Annotated in this window: 22 protein-coding genes; 18 read left to right on the top strand and 4 right to left on the bottom strand. The window is 38.5% G+C overall.

The genetic code is table 11. The features are described from left to right. The first annotated feature begins 4 nt into the window (after positions 1–4). The 5 genes from ABMA78_RS03805 to ABMA78_RS03785 all read left to right on the top strand — a co-directional run bounded on the left by ABMA78_RS03805 (position 5) and on the right by ABMA78_RS03785 (position 4,935). Positions 5–1,342 carry a S41 family peptidase gene (locus ABMA78_RS03805; RefSeq protein WP_392857207.1) on the top strand — a complete coding sequence of 446 codons (1,338 nt, stop codon included), beginning with the start codon at positions 5–7 and terminating at the stop codon, positions 1,340–1,342. A gap of 169 nt (positions 1,343–1,511) precedes the next feature. Beyond that, entirely contained in the window at positions 1,512–1,706 is a 195-nt protein-coding gene (locus ABMA78_RS03800; RefSeq protein WP_392857205.1) for a type II toxin-antitoxin system HicA family toxin, read from the top strand. A gap of 15 nt (positions 1,707–1,721) precedes the next feature. After that, positions 1,722–2,141 carry a helix-turn-helix domain-containing protein gene (locus tag ABMA78_RS03795; RefSeq protein ID WP_392857202.1) on the top strand — a complete coding sequence of 140 codons (420 nt, stop codon included), beginning with the start codon at positions 1,722–1,724 and terminating at the stop codon, positions 2,139–2,141. A 59-nt stretch (positions 2,142–2,200) separates the two neighbouring features. Continuing rightward, positions 2,201–3,502 carry an exodeoxyribonuclease VII large subunit gene (gene xseA, locus ABMA78_RS03790; RefSeq protein ID WP_392857201.1) on the top strand — a complete coding sequence of 434 codons (1,302 nt, stop codon included), beginning with the start codon at positions 2,201–2,203 and terminating at the stop codon, positions 3,500–3,502. Beyond that, positions 3,499–4,935, top strand: coding sequence for a histidine kinase dimerization/phospho-acceptor domain-containing protein (locus ABMA78_RS03785; protein ID WP_392857199.1), 1,437 nt, complete (start codon positions 3,499–3,501; stop codon positions 4,933–4,935). The genes xseA and ABMA78_RS03785 overlap by 4 nt, the downstream gene beginning before the upstream one ends. On the opposite strand, the gene ABMA78_RS03780 is transcribed toward ABMA78_RS03785, so the two are convergent. The 3 genes from ABMA78_RS03780 to ABMA78_RS03770 form a co-directional block, all read right to left on the bottom strand. Further along, on the bottom strand, positions 4,936–6,264 hold the full coding sequence (locus tag ABMA78_RS03780) for a PolC-type DNA polymerase III (protein WP_392857196.1): 1,329 nt from the start codon (positions 6,262–6,264) through the stop codon (positions 4,936–4,938). Between the two features lie 97 nt (positions 6,265–6,361). Then, positions 6,362–7,186, bottom strand: coding sequence for a purine-nucleoside phosphorylase (locus ABMA78_RS03775; protein ID WP_392857194.1), 825 nt, complete (start codon positions 7,184–7,186; stop codon positions 6,362–6,364). Positions 7,187–7,194: 8 nt separating this feature from the next. Beyond that, positions 7,195–8,514: a thymidine phosphorylase gene (locus ABMA78_RS03770; protein WP_392857192.1), complete on the bottom strand. Its 1,320-nt coding sequence runs from the start codon at positions 8,512–8,514 to the stop codon at positions 7,195–7,197. A 161-nt stretch (positions 8,515–8,675) separates the two neighbouring features. On the opposite strand from ABMA78_RS03770, the gene ABMA78_RS03765 reads away from it, so the two are divergent. The 13 genes from ABMA78_RS03765 (at position 8,676) to ABMA78_RS03705 (ending at position 21,137) form a co-directional block, all read left to right on the top strand. After that, positions 8,676–9,071 (top strand): hypothetical protein, encoded by a 396-nt coding sequence (locus tag ABMA78_RS03765; RefSeq protein ID WP_392857190.1) that lies wholly within the window; start codon positions 8,676–8,678, stop codon positions 9,069–9,071. A gap of 86 nt (positions 9,072–9,157) precedes the next feature. Continuing rightward, positions 9,158–10,372, top strand: coding sequence for a NupC/NupG family nucleoside CNT transporter (locus ABMA78_RS03760; RefSeq protein WP_392857188.1), 1,215 nt, complete (start codon positions 9,158–9,160; stop codon positions 10,370–10,372). A gap of 182 nt (positions 10,373–10,554) precedes the next feature. Continuing rightward, positions 10,555–12,126, top strand: coding sequence for a ribonuclease E/G (locus ABMA78_RS03755; RefSeq protein ID WP_392857187.1), 1,572 nt, complete (start codon positions 10,555–10,557; stop codon positions 12,124–12,126). Between the two features lie 49 nt (positions 12,127–12,175). Further along, positions 12,176–12,787, top strand: coding sequence for an LON peptidase substrate-binding domain-containing protein (locus ABMA78_RS03750; RefSeq protein ID WP_392857184.1), 612 nt, complete (start codon positions 12,176–12,178; stop codon positions 12,785–12,787). Positions 12,788–13,108: 321 nt separating this feature from the next. Continuing rightward, positions 13,109–13,726 (top strand): 30S ribosomal protein S18, encoded by a 618-nt coding sequence (gene rpsR, locus ABMA78_RS03745; RefSeq protein ID WP_021265803.1) that lies wholly within the window; start codon positions 13,109–13,111, stop codon positions 13,724–13,726. A gap of 41 nt (positions 13,727–13,767) precedes the next feature. Then, on the top strand, positions 13,768–14,778 hold the full coding sequence (locus ABMA78_RS03740; protein ID WP_392857182.1) for a DUF2232 domain-containing protein: 1,011 nt from the start codon (positions 13,768–13,770) through the stop codon (positions 14,776–14,778). A 1-nt stretch (position 14,779) separates the two neighbouring features. Further along, positions 14,780–15,394: a 50S ribosomal protein L9 gene (gene rplI, locus ABMA78_RS03735; RefSeq protein WP_021265893.1), complete on the top strand. Its 615-nt coding sequence runs from the start codon at positions 14,780–14,782 to the stop codon at positions 15,392–15,394. A 72-nt stretch (positions 15,395–15,466) separates the two neighbouring features. Next, positions 15,467–16,828, top strand: a complete 1,362-nt coding sequence (gene dnaB, locus ABMA78_RS03730) for a replicative DNA helicase (RefSeq protein WP_392857180.1) — start codon at positions 15,467–15,469, stop codon at positions 16,826–16,828. Then, the gene (locus tag ABMA78_RS03725; RefSeq protein WP_392857179.1) at positions 16,803–17,963 is read left to right on the top strand and encodes a chorismate-binding protein; all 1,161 of its coding nucleotides are present in this window, start codon (positions 16,803–16,805) and stop codon (positions 17,961–17,963) included. Before dnaB ends, ABMA78_RS03725 begins: the two co-directional genes overlap by 26 nt. 132 nt (positions 17,964–18,095) lie before the next feature. Next, a complete protein-coding gene (locus ABMA78_RS03720) occupies positions 18,096–18,329 on the top strand; it encodes a hypothetical protein (protein ID WP_392857177.1) in 234 nt (77 codons plus the stop codon). A gap of 235 nt (positions 18,330–18,564) precedes the next feature. Next, on the top strand, positions 18,565–19,332 hold the full coding sequence (locus ABMA78_RS03715; protein WP_392857175.1) for a motility protein A: 768 nt from the start codon (positions 18,565–18,567) through the stop codon (positions 19,330–19,332). 70 nt (positions 19,333–19,402) lie between these two features. Beyond that, complete coding sequence (locus ABMA78_RS03710; RefSeq protein ID WP_392857174.1) at positions 19,403–20,248, top strand: flagellar motor protein MotB; 846 nt, start codon at positions 19,403–19,405, stop codon at positions 20,246–20,248. Next, positions 20,223–21,137, top strand: a complete 915-nt coding sequence (locus ABMA78_RS03705) for a pseudouridine synthase family protein (RefSeq protein ID WP_392857172.1) — start codon at positions 20,223–20,225, stop codon at positions 21,135–21,137. The genes ABMA78_RS03710 and ABMA78_RS03705 overlap by 26 nt, the downstream gene beginning before the upstream one ends. On the opposite strand, the gene ABMA78_RS03700 is transcribed toward ABMA78_RS03705, so the two are convergent. After that, positions 21,087–21,584: a hypothetical protein gene (locus tag ABMA78_RS03700; protein WP_392857171.1), complete on the bottom strand. Its 498-nt coding sequence runs from the start codon at positions 21,582–21,584 to the stop codon at positions 21,087–21,089. The two genes, ABMA78_RS03705 and ABMA78_RS03700, sit on opposite strands and share 51 nt — an antisense overlap. Positions 21,585–21,616: the final 32 nt, after the last annotated feature.

Here is a 21,616-nt window from a genome sequence, read left to right as displayed (position 1 = left end):
AATAATGAAAAAGCTATTTGTTGCTCTAATGCTGACGGCATTTGTAGCACCTGTACAAGCAAAAGAAACGACGAAGTCGCGTTTTGAAAAACTCGAACTCTTCAATAAAGTTATTCATATCATTGAAACAAATTACTACCGTAAGGTTGATATTGATAAGCTCATTGATGGAGCTTTGAAAGGGATGTTTCAAACACTTGATCCTCACTCTGCATTCTTAGATGAAGAAGTCTTTAAGAAGATGCAAGAAGATACAAGTGGAGAGTACGGTGGCCTTGGAATCGAAGTAACACAAAAAGATGGTGTTCTTGTGATCACAACTCCAATTGAAGACTCACCAGCAGAGAAAGCAGGACTTCTTCCTGGGGATAAAATTGTTGAGATCAATAATGAATCAACAATTGGTATTACTCTTGATGAAGCTGTTGATCGTATGAAAGGGGAGCTCGGGACAGTTATTAACCTAGGAATTCTAAGAGCTGGCGAAAAAGATATTCGCAACTTCAAGGTAAAGCGCCAAAAAATTAAAACAAAACCAGTTAAGTCGTTTGCGGTAAATAACTACGCTGTTATTCGTTTAAGTCAATTCCAAAAGGATGCAGCAGCTTACGTTGTTAAAGCTCTTAAGAAAGAAAAGAAGAAGCTTGGAAAGAATTTTAGAGGTGTTGTTCTTGACCTTCGCTCAAATCCAGGTGGTCTTTTAAATGAGGCCGTAAACCTTTCTTCAATCTTTCTAAATGATGGTGTCGTGGTGTCAACAGAAGGGCGCGATCCAAAGAATAAAGAAATTCGTTACGTAAAAAAGAGTGGCCATAAAGAATTAGATATTCCGCTTGCTGTTCTTATTAATGGCTCAAGTGCTTCTGCTTCAGAAATTGTGGCGGGTGCCCTACAAGACCATAAGCGTGCCCTTATTGTGGGAACAAACTCATTTGGAAAGGGTAGTGTACAAACTGTTTCTCAAATTTCAGAAGAACAGGGGATCAAACTTACGATTGCTCAGTATATGACACCAAAAGGTCGAAAAATTCAGGCCCTTGGAATTAAGCCAGATGTGCAAGTTTCTCAGGTTGAAGGGGAGTTTGTTGAAGAGCATATGTATGATGATGGTGGGGTAAGAGAAGTTGATCTTAGAAACCACTTAACAGCAACAGTTGAAACAGAAGAAGAAAAGCAGGCCCGTCTTAAGCGTGAAAAGGCAGCTCGTTTAAAGAGAATTGAAAGAGCTAAGGAAATCAATAAAAAGAAAGAAGAATCACCTGTTCACAGAAAGTATGCAGCAGACAAGGACTACCAAGTTCTGCAAGCGATTAAATTCCTAAACGCAGTCAATAAATTTTAAAATATTAAATTTTTATTCAAATATTGAATTACTTTAATAAGGCCACCTAATAGGGTGGCCTTTTTATTTTCAAAAACTTATTAAACAAAACTGATTAATTCTGAATGGTTACACAGCTCATTTGCTGTGGAGTTGAGCTGGAAATTATTGTATAATAAGTGAGTGAGTTGTGGGAAATAGACGGGCCAAAGATATTATAAGAATACTCAAGAATAATGGTTTTGTTCAAGTTAGTCAGCGTGGTTCTCACAAGAAATTTAAAAAGGGATTGGTTACTGTAATTATCCCTGATCATGGAGGAAAAGATCTTGGTTTCGGTCTTATAAAGGCAATTGAAAAACAAACCGGCGTAAAATTGATTTAGAGGGAAGGTGATTTCATGATTAAATACAAAGCTAAATTCACAAATGATTCAAATGGTATCAATGTTATATTCCCAGACTTACCAGGGTGCTTTTCCTACGGTGAAAATAAGGAAATAGCAATGGCCAATGCTGTTGAAGCGTTAGACTTATATCTTGAAGAAGCTAACGATCCAAAGTGGCCTCTTCCAAAAGCTAAGAATCATAGAGGCGAGAATTTTAATTGGATTACTCCAAGTCCAGAGATATCGATTCCTTTGATGATTCGTGAAGCTCGCAAATCACGAAAGCTCACTCAACAGCATGCCGCGGATCTTCTTGATATGAAGCTTCAGACATATCAAAAGCTAGAATATATTAGAAAGTCAAACCCAACAGCAATGACACTTCTTAAAATTGCAGAAGCTTTTAAAGTAAAATTTGAATTAGCTGGATAATCTTCTAAATAGGTGCTCTGCGTCTTCTCACTTTCTTTAATATTTTGCATCATAAAGGGATGAATAATAAAGTCCCATCAGTCTCACAACTCGTAAATCACATAAAGAAAAATCTCGAGTCTAATTACCAAAATATTAGTGTAACAGGAGAGGTTTCAAACCTTAGCTCCTCTGGTGCAGGACATTGGTATTTCTCACTTGGTGATGGTAATGCACTTATGCAAATGGCGCTCTTTAAAATGGATGCCATGAGAAATCCGATTATTAAAAATATTCGCGCAGGAGACAAAGTCATTGTCTCTGGCTCCGTTTCTGTTTACCCAACTCGAGGAACGTTTCAATTAATTGTGAAACGAATCGTTCCAGCAGGTAAGGGTGATCTTCAGGAACAATTTGAATTACTAAAGAAGAAGCTACAGGCCGAAGGTCTTTTTGATATGAGTTCAAAGCAACCGATACCGACGATGCCAAAACGCATTGGTGTTATTACGGCAAAGGGAGCCGCGGCCTTGCAAGACTTTTTAAATGTATCTCAAAGACGATCTGAGTATCATCAGGTACTTCTTTCTCCGGCGCTAGTTCAAGGAGTCAATGCTCCAGCTTCAATTCGTAAGGCCCTTGAGAAACTTATTGCTTATCATTTAAAGGCAAAAGAAGAGGGGCGTATCAAAGATATGCTAGATGTTATCGTTCTCACTCGTGGTGGTGGTTCGATGGAAGATCTTTGGGCATTCAATGATGAGGCCCTGGCCTGGGATATCTACAATTGTCCAATTCCAACCATTAGTGCCGTTGGACACCAAGTGGACTTCACGATTTCTGATTATGTGGCCGATCTTAGAATGGAAACACCTTCGGCAGCAGCTGAGGTTCTAACTCAAAAATTTATGGCGTTAGATTCTGACATGAATCGCATTCGTAAGGATTTAAAAGGTGCCATGAATATGGAACTTCGTCGTCGCTATGATGTCCTTTCTGAAACGTCACCGAAGAGTTTTCTCATTGCTCTTAAATCGAAAATTTCAGATTATAAGCATGAGCTTGAAAAGCTAAATCTAATTAAGAGAAAAGAACAGATTCTTTCTCTTTATGAATATACTTTTGAGCTAGATCGCCTAAGCCGTGATCTTGTGAAAGCTATTCAAAATAAAATTGTGAATTATAAAAATAAGAATATGGAATTTGAGAAGATCCTAGGGGCCTTAAATCCAAAAAATGTTCTGACTCGAGGCTATGCCTACACGCAGATTGGTGACAAGGTCATTAGCTCTGCCAAAGACATGGCAAAGCTTGAAAATGTCGATGTGGATATTCACTACGCTGACGGTAAGGTGACTCTTCACAAGGGAGCTAACTTGTGAGTGCATCTCTTGGGTTTCAAGATAATGAAGTAAATTCACCTAAGCAAAATTTTTACTATCACTCAAATATCGAAATTGATGAAGAGTTAGAGCGCAATTTAAATTATTCTGGATTTAGCTCTAGTGATTATGAATTCGACTTCTCAATTGAATCAAGTATCCCTCTGATTGTTAAACTAGATGACCACATTATCGAGATTGAAACCATCGAGAATCTTAAAGAGCTTCTGCACTTTAAAAGAGAGCTTGCGAGAGTTCTTAAATTAAACTCTAGTATGGCCAGTGCTAATCTCGATGAGATGGAAGTTGCGGGCCTTTATCTTGAGAAGGTATACCAAGACAACGACGACAATTTTATTCCAGAACTTTTTAAAATTTCAGAAGTAAAAAATGAATTCAATATCAAGGTAATCGATAAGGCCGATTCACATCTTTACCCTGTTAAAGAAGATTACTGCTTTGAAGATACAGCTTCTTATTATCTACTTACTGTAAAGGGGGAGTGGGAAGAAGCTCAAAAGGCCGCCCTGGCCATTGCTAATGTGATCCATTTAATTAATGCAAATGAAGAAGAACTCTCAAGTGAGCAACTTGGAGTGACTGACTTGATTAACAAGCTAACTTATCCAGTTGTTATCATTAGTGATGATGGTATCGTTCATTATCACAATGACCACTTTCTAAAGCTTGGAATCACACCAAATAATCTCATCAAAAATCTTGAGTCCGGTTGGATTGATATTGATGATCAAAAATATAAGATCCTCTCAAGTACGACTTCAAATCTAAGAACGATCTGTCTTGTGAAGCAGGAGTTCAATTATACAAAGTCTCACTCTGAACTTGGTATTATTACAAGCTCCATTGCTCACGAACTCAATAATCCTCTTGCGGGAATTCTTGCGGCCATTAATATGCTTGAGCTTGAAGAGTGGGAAGAAGACGATTTAACAATCCTAAATGAAATGAAGGCGTCAGCAAATCGTTGCAAGAGCCTAATCAATACTTTCCTTGGTTTTGCCAAGGTCAATGATCAACTAAGTCGTCAAAGTACGTTTGAGAGTATTCTCCAACAGGCAATCTCGTTACTGAGCAATCGAAAAATCGAATCGGGAATATCAATTCAAACAAATATTTCAAATGATCTCAAAGAACATGCGATTAGTGGTGCGAGTCTTCCAATCATTCTCTACTTAATCCTAAGTGAGATGATGACGCTTAAAAATCACGAACTCTTAATTGATGCTAGCTCTAACTCTATTGACTGTAACTTCTATCGTAATGAACACGACATCATTCTTACGGTAAAGAATCTCAATATTGAAGGACAAAAGAGTAAGATTTTAAACCGCTTAATCATCCACTTACTTGCTCTTGAAAATTCACGGGTTGAAATTCATGGGCAGGATATTGTTGTTTATAATTTGGTCTGATTAAATAAACGCTTCCGGATAATTATACTTATTCGGATTCGTCTCAATGAACTTATCAAGTTGAGTAAAGAAGAAGTCCTTATTCTTAAGGGCAAATGAATCCTTAAAGATCATAAGCTCGCGCTCTTGGCGTAGATTCTTTGCCATATAAAGATTAACAAGGTCTTGCAGCATTTCAGGGAAGTGAATCTCTTTAAGCTTCTGCGCTTTCTTGCGATTAGACTTTGAATTGATATATTGAATCAGCTTCTTGTCGTGACCAGGGTAGCGAAAGATCAGTCCTTGTCTAATTCCTAGGGCGCCAAGAGGGTAGATTGTAAATTGTTCTGGCACAAGGTGATTCATAAGAACGAAGTCAGCTTGCTTGATTTTTTGAAGCTCTTCTTTGTACTCGGCCTTTAGTTCTTCTTTCGTACCGTCTCCAATCAAATTTTGACGAAGCATTGTGATGGCCTCTTCTTGATCGGCTTCATCCATTTTATTAAATGAATGATTAAAGCGAATAAGGGCCTCAAGAATTGGTCCACTAAGTTTAATGGAAATAGTTTGCCATTCGAGATCTTTAATACGCTCGCTAATGAATTGAATTTCATTTTCTTTATTCGTGCACGGGAAAGAGAATAGGATGATTCCGTTTTGTCCTTTTACTGTAATAACAAAAGGAGCAAAAATCTTTTTCATCTTTGCCACAATCTCATCGTGCTCACTTGTATCTTTTTTAAAGTTACAAAGATCAAGCTCGTAGCGATTCTTAGGGTAGTAAAGATGATTGATCTTCTTAATGTCTTTTTCAATAAAGATATTGAGATAGTTTAAGAAGAGTTGCGCTGTCGCGATAGCATCATCAAGGGCACGGTGTGCCTTTTGGTGAGAGATATTAAAAATACGCGACATATAGTTTAGATTCGAGTTCATTAGAGTTGGAATAAGATACTTTGTCATAAGGTTTGTACATAGGCCCTTATTCTCAAGTTGCTTTCTTCCAAGCCTTTCTAATACTGAATTTAAAAATGGAATATCAAATGAAGAGTTGTGAGCGATAAGAACTCGGTCACCAATAAACTCTAGAACTTCATCAATAACGGCATCAATTGTTGGTGCGCCTTCAACTTCATCTTGTGTGATAGAAGTTAGCTTTTGAATAAAGTCTGGGATTTTTCTTTCTGGATTGATGAGAAAGCTTTTTTTCGCTCCTACTTCCAGGTTATCAATTTGGACGAGTCCAATTTCAATGATTTTATCTTTTTTCTGGTTTCCACCAGTTGTCTCTAAATCGAAGACGCAGAAGCTCATGTCTGCTAGCATTTTCTTTGAAGAATGTGTTTCCATCAACAATCCATGAAAGCCGAGTATTCACTCGTGGTTAGGTATTGAATAGATTATAGCAAAGTTCTCCCCACCGAGGTAGGGAGAAAATATGATTTTTTTATTTGATATTTGAGATAACTTCTTCAAGAAGCTCTAGGAACTTCTTCATAACACGTGCGGCCTCGTGCTTAATATCATCGTGATTTAGTTTAGTATTCTCAATTCCTGCGGCCATATTTGTCACGCAAGAGATACCAAGAACATCAAGTCCCATGTGGTTTGCAGCAATACACTCTTGTACTGTCGACATTCCAACAAGGTCTCCACCAAAGTTACGATACATGCGAATTTCAGCAGGTGTTTCATAAGTTGGCCCCATAACACCAACGTAAACACCTTCTTTAAGATCATATGAAATATTCTTTGCCGAAGCATAAGCGATCTCTTGAAGAGCAGGTGACCATGCATATGTCATATCTGGAAAACGAGTTCCTAGTTCTTCAATATTTTCACCAACAAGACAATTTTCGCCTGTTAGGTTTAGGTGATCCTTAATTAGAACAAGTGAGCCAGAGCTGTAGTCTAAATTAATCCCACCAGCAGCATTTGTGATGATTAGATTTTTGATTCCAAGAGTTTTTAAAACGCGAACAGGGAAAACAACTTCATCAAGAGAGTGGCCTTCATAGCGGTGGATACGTCCTTGCATAACTGCAACAACTTTTCCTCCAAGTTCACCCATAACAAGCTGACCTTTGTGGCCAATAACTTTTGTCTTCTTAAAACCTGGAATTTCTTCGTATGGAATTTCAACTTTGTTTTCTAAAAGGTTAGCAAATTCACCAAGTCCTGAACCTAGGATCACTCCAATATCAGGTGCTTTGTCATATTTGCTTTGAATATAGCTCTTTGATTCTTCTAATCTTTTAAAAATTGCGTGCATACGTACCTCTAGATTTCTTTCACTTCAAAGATTAACTTGCTTACCTTAGGCTTAGCAGTTGTAACTTTAATATCTTTCTTTAAGTCAGCAAGGATAGCTTCAACTTGTTTCTTCTGGTTTTTATTGTGATAGATCTCAACAAGTGCTTCACCTTTAGAAACCTTGTCACCAACTTTCTTATTAAGAACAAATCCAACACCAAAATCGATTTTATCAGTTGCCTTTGCACGTCCACCACCAAGGCTTACACAGTGAAGGCCCATATTCTTACAAGCGATAGCTGAAACATAACCATTCTTAGTTGCGCTAAATACAGTCTTCTCTTTTGCTAGTGGTAGGCGAGAGTAGTCGTCACAAACTTTCTCATCTCCGCCTTGAACCTTAATAAGGTTTTTGAAAACTTTAAGTGCTTTTCCATTATCAATTACTGCTTGAGCTTTCTTTTCACCTTCTTTAAGTGAGTCTGCTTTTCCTGCAATATAGATCATGGCACCAGCAAGCTTAACACTGATATCAGTTAGGTCTTTTGGGCCATTACCTTTTAGTGTTTCAATTGATTCAATAATCTCAAGTGAGTTACCAATATACTGACCAAGTGGTTGGTTCATATCTGTAATCATTGTGATCATACGCTTATCAAAGCGCTTTGAAGTATCACGAAGACTCTTCGCTAGTGCTTTTGCATCCTTGATATTATCCATGAATGCACCGTCACCAACTTTAATATCCATAACGATTCCATTAGCACCCTCTGCTAATTTCTTACTCATGATTGAAGCTGTAATTAATGGGATTGATTCAACTGTTCCCGTTACATCTCTTAGACCGTAGATGATCTTGTCAGCAGGAGCGATGTCCTTTGTTTGACCTATAAGAACGATCTTCTCTTTATTAAGTTGTTTCTTAAATTGTTCGAGAGTTAGTTCAGTTTTGAACCCTTTAATCGATTCAACTTTATCAACTGTTCCACCTGTGTGACCAAGACCACGTCCGGCCATCATTGGAACCTTTACTCCACATGCCGTAGCAATTGGTCCAAGAATGAACGATGCCTTATCTCCAACACCACCAGTTGAGTGCTTATCGATCACGTTCACGCCTTTGAATTTTAGCGTCTTTCCAGAGTAGAGCATGGCATCTGTTAGAGCTGCCGTCTCTTTTACGCTCATCCCATTTAAGTAGATGGCCATAAGTAGTGCAGACATTTGATAATCGGCAACATCACCATTTGTAATTCCATTAATGAACCACTTAATCTCTTCATCTGTTAATTTTTTACCATCTCTTTTTTTTGAGATGATCTGATATGCGCTAAAATTTTCCGACATAGTATTCCTTTTAAAAATTTAATTCCCTAATAATTCCTGTGCATTTATTGCATCAAATTACTTATGCGTATAGAATAGTAAAAGGGTCATTATAGACACGGCCATTAGAGGTGGCAATGATGAAACTTAATGCGTAGCGCAGGGATTTTAAGGTTTTAGAAATGTTCAAAAAAATTATCATTATATGTTTAGCTCTTACATTTTCATTCTCTTCAGTAGCACAAACAAATTTTAAAGAAGAGGGATTACGTGACTTAACAACAGTTGCAGGCCTTGGCCTAGGTGGAGCTATTCTTGGACTTTCAACACTTTCATTTGTTGAGGAACCTAAAGACCACCTTAAAAATATTCTTGTGGGAGCAGCTGTAGGGATCGTTATTGGTGTTGGTGTTGTGGCCTATAATCAAGCGGCAAAGTCTCAGGCAACAATTCGCCAAACTGGATTCCGCGACTTTGATACGACTAGTCGTTTAAATTGGCATGCGTCAAATACGGCACAAGATATCAAAGAGTTCAATGCTGTAAATCCTAAAGTTGGTTGGTCGTTTAACTTCTAATTATTCTTTTTTATTGTCCATTTATGCTCAAACCTATACTCTAAGGCTGTTTTTAGAATTAATTTAATTTAGTTATAGGGTATTCCATGGAAAGAGTTATTTCGGCATTTGGTTTAATCGTTATGGTTGGTGTTGCTTTTGCATTATCTAATAACCGTAAGAAAATTAATTGGCGCTTAATTCTATCTGGTCTAACTCTTCAGATCTTCTTTGGTCTCATCATTCTTAAAACAGATGCCGGACAAAACTTCTTCGAAGGTGCTCGTGGCTTCTTTACTGCAATCCTAAATTTCACAAATGAAGGTTCTGAATTCCTATTTGGTCCACTGACAAATGTTCCAAAAACTGGATTCATCTTCTTCGTTATGGTTCTTCCAACAATTATTTTCATGTCTTCTTTAATGAGTGTTCTATACCACCTCGGTATTATGCAATTAGTTATTAAAGCGTTCGCGAAAGTAATGTCTGTTGTGATGGGAACATCTGGTGCTGAATCTCTTGCGGCCGCTGCCAATATCTTTGCAGGCCAAACAGAAGCTCCTCTTGTTGTTAAGCCTCTTATTTCAAAAATGACTGAGTCAGAGCTTATGGCCCTGATGACTGGTGGGATGGCAACAGTTGCAGGTGGAGTCCTTGCTTCATATGTTGGCTTCGGAATTGATGCTGCTCACTTACTTTCAGCATCGGTTATGTCAGCTCCGGCGGCACTTGTATGTGCCAAGCTTATGATCCCAGAGACACAAGAGTCTCTGACTAAAGGTGATTTAAAATTAGAATTAAATGATACTAGTGTTAACTTTATTGATGCCGCTGCCAACGGTGCTAGTGAAGGTGTAAAACTTGCTATTAATGTTGGTGCAATGCTTGTCGCGATTATCGCACTTGTTGCCATGATTAATGGTGGCCTTGCCTTAGTTACAGGTTGGTTTGGTTTTGAGGGAATTACTCTTGAGCTAATCATGGGGAAATTATTTGCTCCTTTTGCTTGGTTATTAGGTGTTGAGTGGAAAGATGCTCAAATCGTAGGAACACTTCTTGGTAAGAAGTTAGTACTAAATGAGTTCGTTGCTTACTTAGATCTAAGAGCAAATATGGGTAATATATCAGAACGCTCGGCCATTATCTCTACTTATGCCCTTTGTGGTTTTGCTAACTTCTCATCAATTGGGATTCAGATTGGTGGAATCGGTGGGATCGCTGAGAATCGTAAACATGACCTTGCAAGGCTTGGGATTCGCTCTCTAATTGCCGGGACACTTGCTTGTTTCATGACAGCCTGTATTGCGGGTATATTTATTTAATACCGTCTTCGTCTAATTCTAAATTAATTGAGTAGGGTAACGCGGAATATTATATCTTCTAGCGCAAAACCTTGCTCAGACGTACAATTATTAGTAGGTTAAAGTCTTTGGCTTGAGCAATGCTCGCCGACTTGCCTCGCACTTTTATTTCGTATTTCGATTTAAGTTTAAAAGGAATATATATGTCTAAAGATTTGATTATTAACAAAACAGTTAACGAGTGGCGTGCTGTTTTGATGGAGAATGGTGAAATTCTCGATTTCCTTATGGAGAGAACGAAACCAACAACAACGCCACACCCACGCCTTGGAAATATCTACCGCGGAAAAGTTTTAAGAGTACTACCAGGAATGCAGTCTGCATTCGTTGATATTGGTTACTCAAAAGCAGCTTTCCTATACGTTGATGACGCTTATCTTCCAACTCTTGATGAGCAAAGAGAGATGGCCAAAAAGGCCGAGGTTATTAAGAAAGAAAAGAAAGAAAATGGCCTAGTAATTCCAGACGAATTAGCAACTCTATCTGAGTCAATGGATATGAAGATGCGTCCAGAGTCTGCAACAATTGAATCATTTCTAAAAGAAGGGGATGAGATCATTGTTCAAGTTGCCAAAGAGCCAATCTCAACAAAAGGGCCACGTGTTACTCGTCATGTAACAATCCCTGGCCGCTATGTTGTATACATGCCGTTTATTGAGCATACAGGTGTTTCTCGTCGTATCGAAAATGAAGAAGAACGTGATCGTCTAAAAGAGATGCTTGAGACAATTCGTCCTGAAGGTAAGGGTGTTATTGCTCGTACTGTTGCAGAAGGAAGCTCATACAAAACTCTTAAGTCTGACTACGATATGCTGACAAAAATTTGGAAAGAGGTGCAAAAGAAATCTGAAAAAGAAAAAGCACCGGCCCTTTGTTATGAAGACTTAACTTTTATTCAACGAGTTTTAAGAGATATTACAGATGAAGACGTTGATAATATTATTATCGACGATAAAGACGGCGTAAAAGAAGTCGAGAAATTTGCAACGAAGTATCTTCCTCAAATTAAGGGGAAGGCAAAATTCTTTGATGAAACAAATCCGATCTTTGAAAAATTTAATGTTGATATCGAAATTGAAAGGGGACTAAGTAACAAAGTTTATCTTCGTTCAGGTGGTTCTCTAAATATCGATCAAACAGAGGCCCTCGTTTCAATTGACGTTAACACGGGAAAATTTGTTGGCCGAAAAACATTAGAAGAAACAATCCTTCGCACAAACCTTGAAGCAGTTAAAGAGATCGCTTATCAGCTAAGACTTAGAAACTGTGGTGGGATTATCATTATCGATTTTATCGATATGGAAAAAGTTGAAAACCGCGAAGCTGTTTATAACTCACTAGTAGACGCTCTTAAGAAAGACCGTTCGAAAACAAAAGTACTTCCAATCTCTGAGCTTGGGCTTGTTGAGATGACTCGTAAGAGAACTCGTGACACGCTAACACGTATCATGTGCGAGCCTTGTCCGTATTGTGAAGGAAATGGAATTGTAAAAACAGTTAATACGATTTGCTATGAGATTGTACGTGAACTTGGAAAGAAGATTCGCAACAATCCAGAATCGAAGAAGATATCAATTTATGCTCACCCTGAGGTGACGGCATCATTATGTGGTGAAGAACTTGATATCATCGAAACGATGGAAGAAGTCTTTAGTGTCAATCTTCAGATTCGCTCGGAGAACTCTTACCACGTTGAACAATACGAAATTTTTTAGCCGCTTGGGTGCTTAAGGCACCCATGCTTGCTTTTAGGGTTTAACTGATATGAGAGCACTTCTATTCCCATTACATAAAGTTTCATATCAGGCGATCTTAAAGAAGCCCCTCAATATTTTTGAACCACGCTATATTCACATGATTCACGAAGCCGAACAGACCAACACTCCTGTTGCTTTGGCCTATGCGACCTTGCAAGACGCTGATGAAGAAGCTGACACTATTGCTATTGATCACGAAAAGTACCATGCAGTAAAGCGCATGGTGGGACTTGGCCGCGTTCAAATTTTACAAAAATCAAAAGACGGCACCATGCTTGTTATCCTTGAGCCGATGTTTAAGGGACTCATTATGGATGTCTATAATGAAGAGCTTCCGTATAACACCATCGAAGTTGACCCCATTACTGAATTCTTAACAGTGATGCCGGAGCATATGATTTCACTGCAAAGACTTGGGCTGCTCTTTCGCCACTGGGCAAAGTCATTTTTTAAGAACCAGGTGGAGTACGATGCCCTGATGGAGGCAACACAAGATCCCGTGGTTTTAGTTGGCGCCATCACTGAATTTGTCGTGACTTCCCCCGACCTCAAGCAGGGGATTCTCGAAATCGACGACATTAACGCCAAAATCGATGTCCTTCTCGAATGGCTCGACTAGTGGTACGCGCCACCTTTTCAAGAATTCAGTAACTTAGAGATCCAGCACGACAAAAAATTGAAAAATATTCGCGTATTTAGGCTATTTTGCCTTGAGTTGGGGGATATTATTCCCAGAGTCACTACGTAACCTATTGAAATTATGTTTTATTCATTCAGCAGTTCTTAGCCAACTATCTGTAATCACGTAAAGGTGGCGCGTACCCGAACTTGCTTTACACAAAGCGCAGTTACTGATAGATTAGCACCACATTTGACCGTTAATTTACTCGCTTCCCTGTGGTGGGGAGGCCAATAATAACTATTGTCCAGGAGATAAAGTATGATTTATGAGTTAGCATTAGTAGCTCACGCGGGCGCAACAGAAGATCAGCAAACAGCTCTTAAGAACCTAGTAGCTGAAGTTGCAAAAAATTACGAAGGTGAAGTCCTTTTAACTGATGATTGGGGAATGAGAACATTTGCTCAAACTGCCAAAAACGGTTCTAAAACAGGTAACTACATCTATTTCATCGTTTCAGGTAACAAAGACCTAAACACAGAACTTCAAAGACGTTTCAAAATCAACGAAGACGTTCACAAGTACCTTATCATTAAATTAGCTGATAACAACGAAGCTGCTGAAGCAGTTGTTAAAGGTTACAAAACTCCATTCTCAAAAGCTCACCCAGGTTCACAAACTGATGAACTAGAAAAAGGTGCAGAAAAAGATAAGAGAAGATTTGCTAAGAGAAAGAACTGTTGGTTCAAAGCAAACAGCATCACTGCAGACTGGAAAGATCCAAAGACTTATAACTGGCTAATCAACGAGTTTGGTAAGATCCAACCATCAAGAGTTACTGGTGTTTCAACTAAGCACCACAGATGGGCACAATCTGCAATTAAGAGAGCAAGAAATATTGGTCTAGTTTCTCACGTTAGAGGTGACTTCGCTCACTAAGAGTGTTGAGAACTTAGTCTTAAGGGAATTAGAAAAAGATAATGAACGATAAGAAACCAAACACATTTACACTTATCTCAAAAGATAACTTCACAATTGGGAAGTTACTTTTCTTATGTGTTGTGAGTTTGATCTTAAGCGTTGCTTATCCACTAGGTGTATTTTCACCGCTTCCAGTGGCATTCGCTTTCTTGATCTATGGAAACTTAAAGACGCTTGTGACTTTCGGTGTAACGATTGTTCTCTGTTTTATTGCTGCTCAATCTAGCGACTCTTTCTTAATCCTTGCTAACTCGGCGTATGTTTTATTCTACGCTGTTATCATTGGTTACCTAAGTGCCGCGACTATTTTGCGCAATGAAGATCCTGTAAAAGGATTATTAAAAAGAGGATTTATCTTACTACTCGTAATCTTCGGTATTATGGGGACTATTGAAGTGATTTTTCCTTCAACAATCTCAACGACGATTACAACTTCAGTAAATGAAGGTTTGTCACAATTAAAGAATTCGCCAGATTATAAAGAACTGATTGCTCGCGGTGGAGAAGTCGCAGCAACTTATCAAAGTGTTTTCGAGAACCCTGATGATATCATTAAGAGAATCTATCAGTGGGGATTCGCTGTTATCTTTGTAAGTACATTCTTTATTTTATGGCTAACGGTTTTCATGCTTTTAAGAAATGCAAAGTTATGGAAAATGCTTCATGGCTACAAATATGGTCTAAAGCACTTTGTGCGCTTTCAAGTGCCTGAGTACTTTGCCCTTATAGTAGTTGTTGGGCTAGCTCTCTTCTTAGGTGGAGAGTATATCGGTGGTGAGATTGTTGAGGTTATTGGCCTTAATATCTTACTTTGCTTAGGAATATTCTATTTCTTTCAAGGAATGGGTGTTTACCTAGACTTCTTAAAATATATTAAGGTGACTGGGTTTGTTCGCTCGATTCTTGCGATTATGACTATTTTCTTTGCTCATCGTTTTATTGCGATTGTTGGCCTATTAGACTATTGGGTCAACTTTAGAAGATTTTTTAAAAATAATAAGGAGATATAAAATGAAAGTTATTCTTAAAGAAACTGTAAAGTCTCTTGGTAACGTTGGTGAGATCGTTAACGTTTCAGCTGGTTATGCAAGAAACTTCCTAATACCAAATGGTGCTGCAGTTCTAGCTGATGAATCAAACACAGCTCAGGTTAAGCACTTTGAAAAACTACTTGCTAAGCAAGTTGCTGCTGATAAAGCAGAAGCGACAAAAGTTGCTGGTACAATCAATGGTTTAAACATTGAACTAATCAAAAGAGTTGGTACTAACGGTAAACTATTTGGTTCTGTTACTACTCACGAGCTTTCTCTTGAACTAGGTAAACTAGGTCACAACGTAGAAAGAAGACACCTTCTTCTTGAAAACCCAATCCGTGCGGTTGGTAGCTACGATGTTAAAGCTAAGATCTTCAATGGTGTTGAAGCTGCTTTTACAGTAACTGTAAAAATGGACCCTGCACAAGAAGAAGAAAACAAGAAAAAAGCAGAAGAGCTAGCTGCAATGAAAGCTGCTCAAGAACTACTTGCTAAAGAGCAAGCAGAAGCTGCTGCTTCAGGTGACACTTCTGGTGAAATGACTGAAGAAGAAAAGTTAAAAATGGAAGCTAATAGAATTCTAAGAAGCTAATTTTTTTCTTATATTAAAGAGGGGGGGCCTTGAGCCTCCCTTTTTATTTCTAATCATATTATGGGGCAGAATATGGTTGAGCAAAACAACTCGAACAACGCAAGAACACTTCCAAACGATACTCTTTCTGAGAAATCTCTACTTTCATGTTTAATTCTAGATAGTATGTCTTTTGATGAAATTTCTGACTTAAAGTTAGAAGGGAAGGACTTTTATAATCCGAAGTATGGAATTGTATTCGATGCCATTAAAGATATGGTTCACTCGAATAACCCAGTTGATTACGTAACAATTTGCTCATACCTTTCAGATCACAATCGCCTGGAAGAAATCGGTGGTCAAAACTTTATTCTCGATATTACTGAAGATCAGGTATCGAGTGCCAACCTTCGCCATTACGCAAAGACTGTAAAGGACAAGGCGTCTCTTAGAGACCTCGTTCGCCAAGCTCGAAAAGTAGCGGACAAAGGTGCAACTTTCTCAGGAAATGCACAAGACTTCATTCAGGAAGTAGAATCAATTTTCTTTGGTCTTACAAACGAAGCCAAGCAAGGAAGTATGATTAAACTTAATGAGTGTCTTAAAGAAAATATTAAAGAAATTGAAGATACATCTCGCATTGCTGGTGAGATTCATGGTGTACCAACTGGTTATGGTGCTCTTGATAAATTATTACTTGGAATGCAACCTGGTCAGCTCATTATTCTTGCTGCCCGTCCTGCCATGGGTAAGACTGCTCTTGCTCTTAACGTTGCACAAAACGCATGTGAGTTCTCAAAACTTCCAGTTGCTCTCTTCTCTCTGGAGATGATGGCAAAGGAACTTTCAATGAGACTTCTAACTCAACGTGCGAAGATCGATTCAAAAAGAATCCGTACGAAAGAGTTCCTTGAAACAGATTTAAGAAAAATTGGACAGGGGATTCAGCAGCTTGCTGATATGCCAATTTACATCAATGATAACGCCGGGACAAACCTTCTTGATATTCAGTCTGCTTGTCGTAAGATTAAAGCTTCTGAAGGGCTAGGTTTAGTTGTTATCGACTACCTTCAGCTAATGAGTTCTCACAATAAGATGCTTCCTCGTGAACAGCAGATTGCTGAAATCTCAAGGGGCCTAAAGAATATGGCCAAAGAACTTGAGTGCCCGGTTATTGCACTTTCACAGCTTAACCGTGGGGTTGAGTCTCGTCCTAACAAACGTCCAATGACATCTGACCTTCGTGAATCTGGATCGATTGAGCAGGATGCGGATATTATCATGTTCGTATATAGAGACGAGTACTATAACCCAGATACAAAAGATCAAGGGATTGCTGAAGTAATCGTTGGTAAAAACCGTGGTGGTGAAGTAGGAACTGCAAAGCTAACATTCGTTGGTGCTCACACTAGTTTCGAAAATATCGCTTATGCACAAGACGATGGAAGAAGTTAAGCAATCTGCTTACGCAATCTTTAAGCATAAAGAAGGCTTCTTAAAACTTGAGAGGCCTTCAAAATACCTTCATATAACAAATAAGAAAATTTACGATCGTTTAAATGAGACTGAACAGGACTTCTCTGTTGCTGCTTTAAAAGAGTTATTAGGGCACAATTGGCATGTGCAATCTCTTCACTATGAATTAGGCCACTATTTCTTATTAGAGGCCCCTCGTTTTGAAGGTGAGGTTGGCCTTGCAACTCTTATTAACTTTGAATTGAATCAATTTATAGGCCCCTCAGAGGGATGTAAAAAACCAACAGCGATAATTGAAAAGATTATAAGTGAAGAAGAGTATGAGAAACTTTTTAAGACGACTTTTGAGAACCTACTGGCGGGAAATTGTTACCAACTAAATCTAACTTCGCTTATCGAAGTGAAGATTTCAAATTCAGACGATCTCGTTAATACATTTCTAAGTAAGGAGCTTTTCTCTAAGCTTAGCGAGTTTGCTCATATTCTAAATTTTCCTTTTGAAGATCGCCTTGTCATTAGTAACTCACCAGAGTGTCTCTATGAATACGACCAAGCTACGAAGAAATTAATAACTAGGCCTATCAAAGGAACAGTTGCCCAAGAGCTAGGTGAGGACTTTCTCATTAATGATATTAAGAATACAAGCGAGCTCAATATCATTACCGATCTTTTAAGGCATGACCTATCGGCCATTGGTAAGAACTTCTCCAAAGTAGAGTCTCTACGTGAATTTTTCCGCGTTCCAGGCCTTATTCATCAATACTCCAAAATTAGCGTTGAACTAGAGGAGTGTAATACATTGGCGCTTGTCGCATCTCTTTTTCCAGGTGGAAGCATTACTGGTGCACCCAAGAAAAGAGTCGTTGAATTGATCAAAGAGATCGAAAATAAAGACCGAGGAATTTACACAGGTTCTACCATTTTAAATTTCGACACAATTTCTAAAGCATCTATAAACATCCGTACTTTAGATGTCGCATCATCTTCTAACCGCGCACTATATGGGGCCGGAGGAGGAATCACACTACTGAGTGACGCTCAGAGTGAATTTCAAGAACTAAAAGCCAAAGCTAATAGCTTTCTTAAGGTTTTCTTTAAGGATGTAAAAATCTAATAAATTCTTACATGTTATTTGATAGTTTTGACATTCAAATCTCTCGCTAGATATGATTTTTTTGTGACAAAGTGAAGCAAAGGATTGCTCCAACATGGATCGTTGAAAATTTGTCGCAGGAGAGGGAAGTCAATGGATATGACAAACAACACAACACAGACAACACAGAACAAAGATACTCACAACAAGGACGTTATGGTGCAATTAAATGATTTAGTTGAAATCTCAGGTGTACCAACTGATTTCATTAAGAAAGAGTTAATGCTTGATGATACTGTTTCAATGGATGAATTGAGATCAAAAATGCTTAAATTTCTCGACACTACTTTTCAAGAGCATGGTGTCGATACTTCTAAAGTAAAATAGTCAGTTAATCTTTTGGAAACATAGGACTTGTTTCTCAATAATCTCCTTAATGCCCTTCTTATTAAGCTTAGGTTTAGTAAGAGGGGCATTTTTATTTTCCCCTTGCTGAACATCTTCAATCGGTAGAAATTTCCACAACTATGCAATTTAAAGTGCTTACTAAATTTTTGTTAAGGTAGTCCGTCTCATTTCCGATACTTAGAATGAAATAGGAAAATTTTCATAGGAATGTTGTATGGATATAGCATCAGTCATAGGATTAGTATTAGCAGTAGGTGGAATCATGGGTTCCATTATGTCAGGTGGGGCGATCTCAATTTTCATTGATGTGCCTTCAGTACTCGTTGTTGGTCTAGGTCTAGTCGGAGTAACACTTTATCGTTGGCCAATGGAAGTCGTAAAAGGTCTTGTTGCAATTGCAATGAAATCAATCTTCTTCACACCAGTTGATCCAAAAGACAAAATTAACAAGATTAAAGAGCTAGCAGAACTTGCCAGACGAGAGTCAGTTTTTGCATTAGAGAAAGCAGAAATTGATGACCCGTTTATGAAGAAGGCAATGACTCTTGCAGCAGATAACAGACCTCCTGAAGTTATTGCTTCAATTCTACAAATGGATATTGATTCAATGGAGTCACGCCATAAAACTGGTGCTGATGTTTTTGATGGTGTTGCAGCCGATGGCCCAGCGATGGGAATGATCGGGACCCTGATTGGTCTGGTACAGATGCTTCAGAACCTTTCAGATCCTTCAGCGATTGGTCCTGCCATGGCCGTTGCCCTTCTAACAACGTTCTATGGTGCGATTATTGCCAACGTTTTTGCAGGGCCTGTTAAGAATAAAATTTCATATCGATCTCAAATGGAGCTTATGTCTATGAGTATCGTTGTTGCGGGAACACTTGGAATTGTAGCAGGTGAGAACCCACGTATGATTATTGAAAAACTTAATTCATTCCTTCCACCAAGTGAAAGATCTGCTTCGGATGAAGGTGAGGAATAAGAATAAGTTTTAAACAAATTTAAAAAGAGTATTTGAGGAATAAATACTAAGGGTAATCAAGGAGTAAGAAATGGCAGATGATAGTGCTGCAGTAGTTGATGACGGTGGAAACGCGAAGTGTCCTGAGTGTGTCCCGGGCCTTCCCGGTTGGATGGCGACGTTCTCTGACCTTGTAACGCTTCTACTTACATTCTTCGTACTACTTCTTTCTTTTGCAAAGACTGAGACGGCCAAATATGAAGCGGCCCTTGGTTCAATTCGCAATGCCTTTGGTGGTAACGTTCTTCAACAGGGTGAAGTTATTCAAAAGGGGAAGTCTCCTGATAACTTTCCAACGATGATGGAATCTCAAACACCAATCAAACCTTTTCCAATTGAGTTTTTAACAATGGAAGGAATTCTTGATAAGCATGAAATCAATCGTGGTTCAGAAGAAGTTCTTAAAAATATGCGTCATGACTTAAAAGAGTTTAACTTAAGTGAGAACGTAACAGTTTATGAACAGGCCGAGGGGATTGTCGTTCGTGTTAAAGACAAGATTTACTTTAAGCGTGGTTCAGTTGAAATTGAATCAACAAAGATAGCTGTTTCATCATACCAGCGAATGATTGACCTTCTTAAAAAACGTAATTGGAAAGTCTTTGTTATGGGTTATGCCGCTCGCGGTGAGGTATCTAATGATGGAAAGAGTGATGCTCTTGAGTTATCATCCGCCCGTGCCACTGCGGCCACTAAATCTCTTATTAGAAGAGGGATTAATCCAGAAAGAATTTCAACGGTATTCTATGGTGATACTCGTTTAACTGACCTTCCGGGACGATCTCAAATGGAGATTGATAACGAAAATCGTAAAGTTGAATTTATGATTAGAAAACGTGATCTTGAAGATAATGGCCACAAAGTTGAAGCACAATAAGAATTTTTGTAATCTCACTGAAAAAGATAGTTTGAAGGAGTTCCTTAAAGGGGAGCTCCATTTTTCTAATAAAGCAATTAAGACCTCTTATATTTCAAAGGTTGCACTGCAGTCTCATCTCGCTCCAAAGAGTGAGTTATACCTACCTCGAGATCTTTTAAATCGCTTTCACGTTAATCCTATCTATACTGGCCAGGCCATTGAAGTAATTCATGAGGACGATATTTTTATCGTCTTAAATAAGCCTCAGGGGATTCACGGCCACCCAATGGAGTATAGTGAAACTGATACTGTTCTAAATTTCATGCGCTCCCACTTTAATCTCCCAAGCCTTGGAAACTCTCGCTCTGATTATGAGAAAGGCCTTCTTTATCGCCTCGATCAATTAACGAGTGGTGTTCTTATCTATATCAAAGATGAGCTTATTCACGAAAATCTTAGAAATTCTTTTTCTCAAATCGCTAAGGAGAAAACCTATCTTGCTATTGTTAAAGGAAAGGTTGAAGAGGGGATGGATTTAACTGATCGCCTTGTCTCAAGTGGCATCAAAGGTGAGAAGATGATCGTCAATGAGATTGGAGTTGAAGCGACTTTAAGAGTTGAGCCTGTTTTCTATCAGGACAAGAAGAATCTTTCTTTAGTTAAGGTTACTTTAAATGAAGGCCATCGCCATCAAATACGTGTTCAACTTTCACACGCAGGTTTTCCAATTATAGGAGACCCTCTTTATAACGAAGACTATAACGAGAAAGAAGACCAGCGACTTTATCTTCACGCCTTTCAATACTGCTTAGATGTAAATGGACACACGACTTGCTTTAAGGCCGAGACGGCAGATTTATTCTGCGACCTCTTGGACTTGGATAGTCTGATGGATGTGGCGAGCTAGGTTATTCTTATTCTTAAGTGTCTTTAGCTTCACTACATACTTTCCTTCAGAAAGAGATGAGAGAATCATCTTTGGGTGAACAAGTTTCACAACAACCATCATCGTTCGCTCAAGACTTTCTTCCATAGCATAACGAGAAATTGAGATATAAGAATTGGCCAGTGCCTTATACATCTCACGACGAAGAATCTCTTTGTCCGTTCCCTCTGGTACGATCTTTTCATCCACAGGAATTGTCACTTCTAGGTTATTTTTATTACACTCAATCTTCCAAGAAGGGTGCATATACTTATCAAGACGCACTTTTACTGAACGACATGATGTCGCTAACATGCGATCTGCACGCTTTTGGAAGGCGCCATTCTCTCTTAATTGAAAGATAAAGATAATAAATATTAATATTCCGAACCCTAGTACTGGATTCCTAAGTAGTGATTTCAATACCATAGCAATATTATCGCACTAAATTATATAAAAAT

This window comes from Halobacteriovorax sp. RZ-2, assembly GCF_043196685.1.
Taxonomy (GTDB): domain Bacteria; phylum Bdellovibrionota; class Bacteriovoracia; order Bacteriovoracales; family Bacteriovoracaceae; genus Halobacteriovorax_A.
The sequence above is the reverse complement of the archived record's forward strand: the minus strand, read 5'-3'. Positions and strand labels throughout refer to the sequence as shown.

Bases quoted from the DNA above. Each gene is read 5' to 3' on its own strand.
- ABMA78_RS03805 (WP_392857207.1), top strand. From the start codon at position 5: ATGAAAAAGCTATTTGTTGCTCTAATGCTGACGGCATTTGTAGCACCT.
- ABMA78_RS03795 (WP_392857202.1), top strand. From the start codon at position 1,722: ATGATTAAATACAAAGCTAAATTCACAAATGATTCAAATGGTATCAAT.
- xseA (WP_392857201.1), top strand. From the start codon at position 2,201: ATGAATAATAAAGTCCCATCAGTCTCACAACTCGTAAATCACATAAAG.
- ABMA78_RS03780 (WP_392857196.1), bottom strand. From the start codon at position 6,264: ATGGAAACACATTCTTCAAAGAAAATGCTAGCAGACATGAGCTTCTGC.
- ABMA78_RS03775 (WP_392857194.1), bottom strand. From the start codon at position 7,186: ATGCACGCAATTTTTAAAAGATTAGAAGAATCAAAGAGCTATATTCAA.
- ABMA78_RS03770 (WP_392857192.1), bottom strand. From the start codon at position 8,514: ATGTCGGAAAATTTTAGCGCATATCAGATCATCTCAAAAAAAAGAGAT.
- ABMA78_RS03765 (WP_392857190.1), top strand. From the start codon at position 8,676: ATGTTCAAAAAAATTATCATTATATGTTTAGCTCTTACATTTTCATTC.
- ABMA78_RS03760 (WP_392857188.1), top strand. From the start codon at position 9,158: ATGGAAAGAGTTATTTCGGCATTTGGTTTAATCGTTATGGTTGGTGTT.
- ABMA78_RS03755 (WP_392857187.1), top strand. From the start codon at position 10,555: ATGTCTAAAGATTTGATTATTAACAAAACAGTTAACGAGTGGCGTGCT.
- ABMA78_RS03750 (WP_392857184.1), top strand. From the start codon at position 12,176: ATGAGAGCACTTCTATTCCCATTACATAAAGTTTCATATCAGGCGATC.
- rpsR (WP_021265803.1), top strand. From the start codon at position 13,109: ATGATTTATGAGTTAGCATTAGTAGCTCACGCGGGCGCAACAGAAGAT.
- ABMA78_RS03740 (WP_392857182.1), top strand. From the start codon at position 13,768: ATGAACGATAAGAAACCAAACACATTTACACTTATCTCAAAAGATAAC.
- rplI (WP_021265893.1), top strand. From the start codon at position 14,780: ATGAAAGTTATTCTTAAAGAAACTGTAAAGTCTCTTGGTAACGTTGGT.
- dnaB (WP_392857180.1), top strand. From the start codon at position 15,467: ATGGTTGAGCAAAACAACTCGAACAACGCAAGAACACTTCCAAACGAT.
- ABMA78_RS03725 (WP_392857179.1), top strand. From the start codon at position 16,803: ATGCACAAGACGATGGAAGAAGTTAAGCAATCTGCTTACGCAATCTTT.
- ABMA78_RS03720 (WP_392857177.1), top strand. From the start codon at position 18,096: ATGGATATGACAAACAACACAACACAGACAACACAGAACAAAGATACT.
- ABMA78_RS03715 (WP_392857175.1), top strand. From the start codon at position 18,565: ATGGATATAGCATCAGTCATAGGATTAGTATTAGCAGTAGGTGGAATC.
- ABMA78_RS03710 (WP_392857174.1), top strand. From the start codon at position 19,403: ATGGCAGATGATAGTGCTGCAGTAGTTGATGACGGTGGAAACGCGAAG.
- ABMA78_RS03705 (WP_392857172.1), top strand. From the start codon at position 20,223: ATGGCCACAAAGTTGAAGCACAATAAGAATTTTTGTAATCTCACTGAA.
- ABMA78_RS03700 (WP_392857171.1), bottom strand. From the start codon at position 21,584: ATGGTATTGAAATCACTACTTAGGAATCCAGTACTAGGGTTCGGAATA.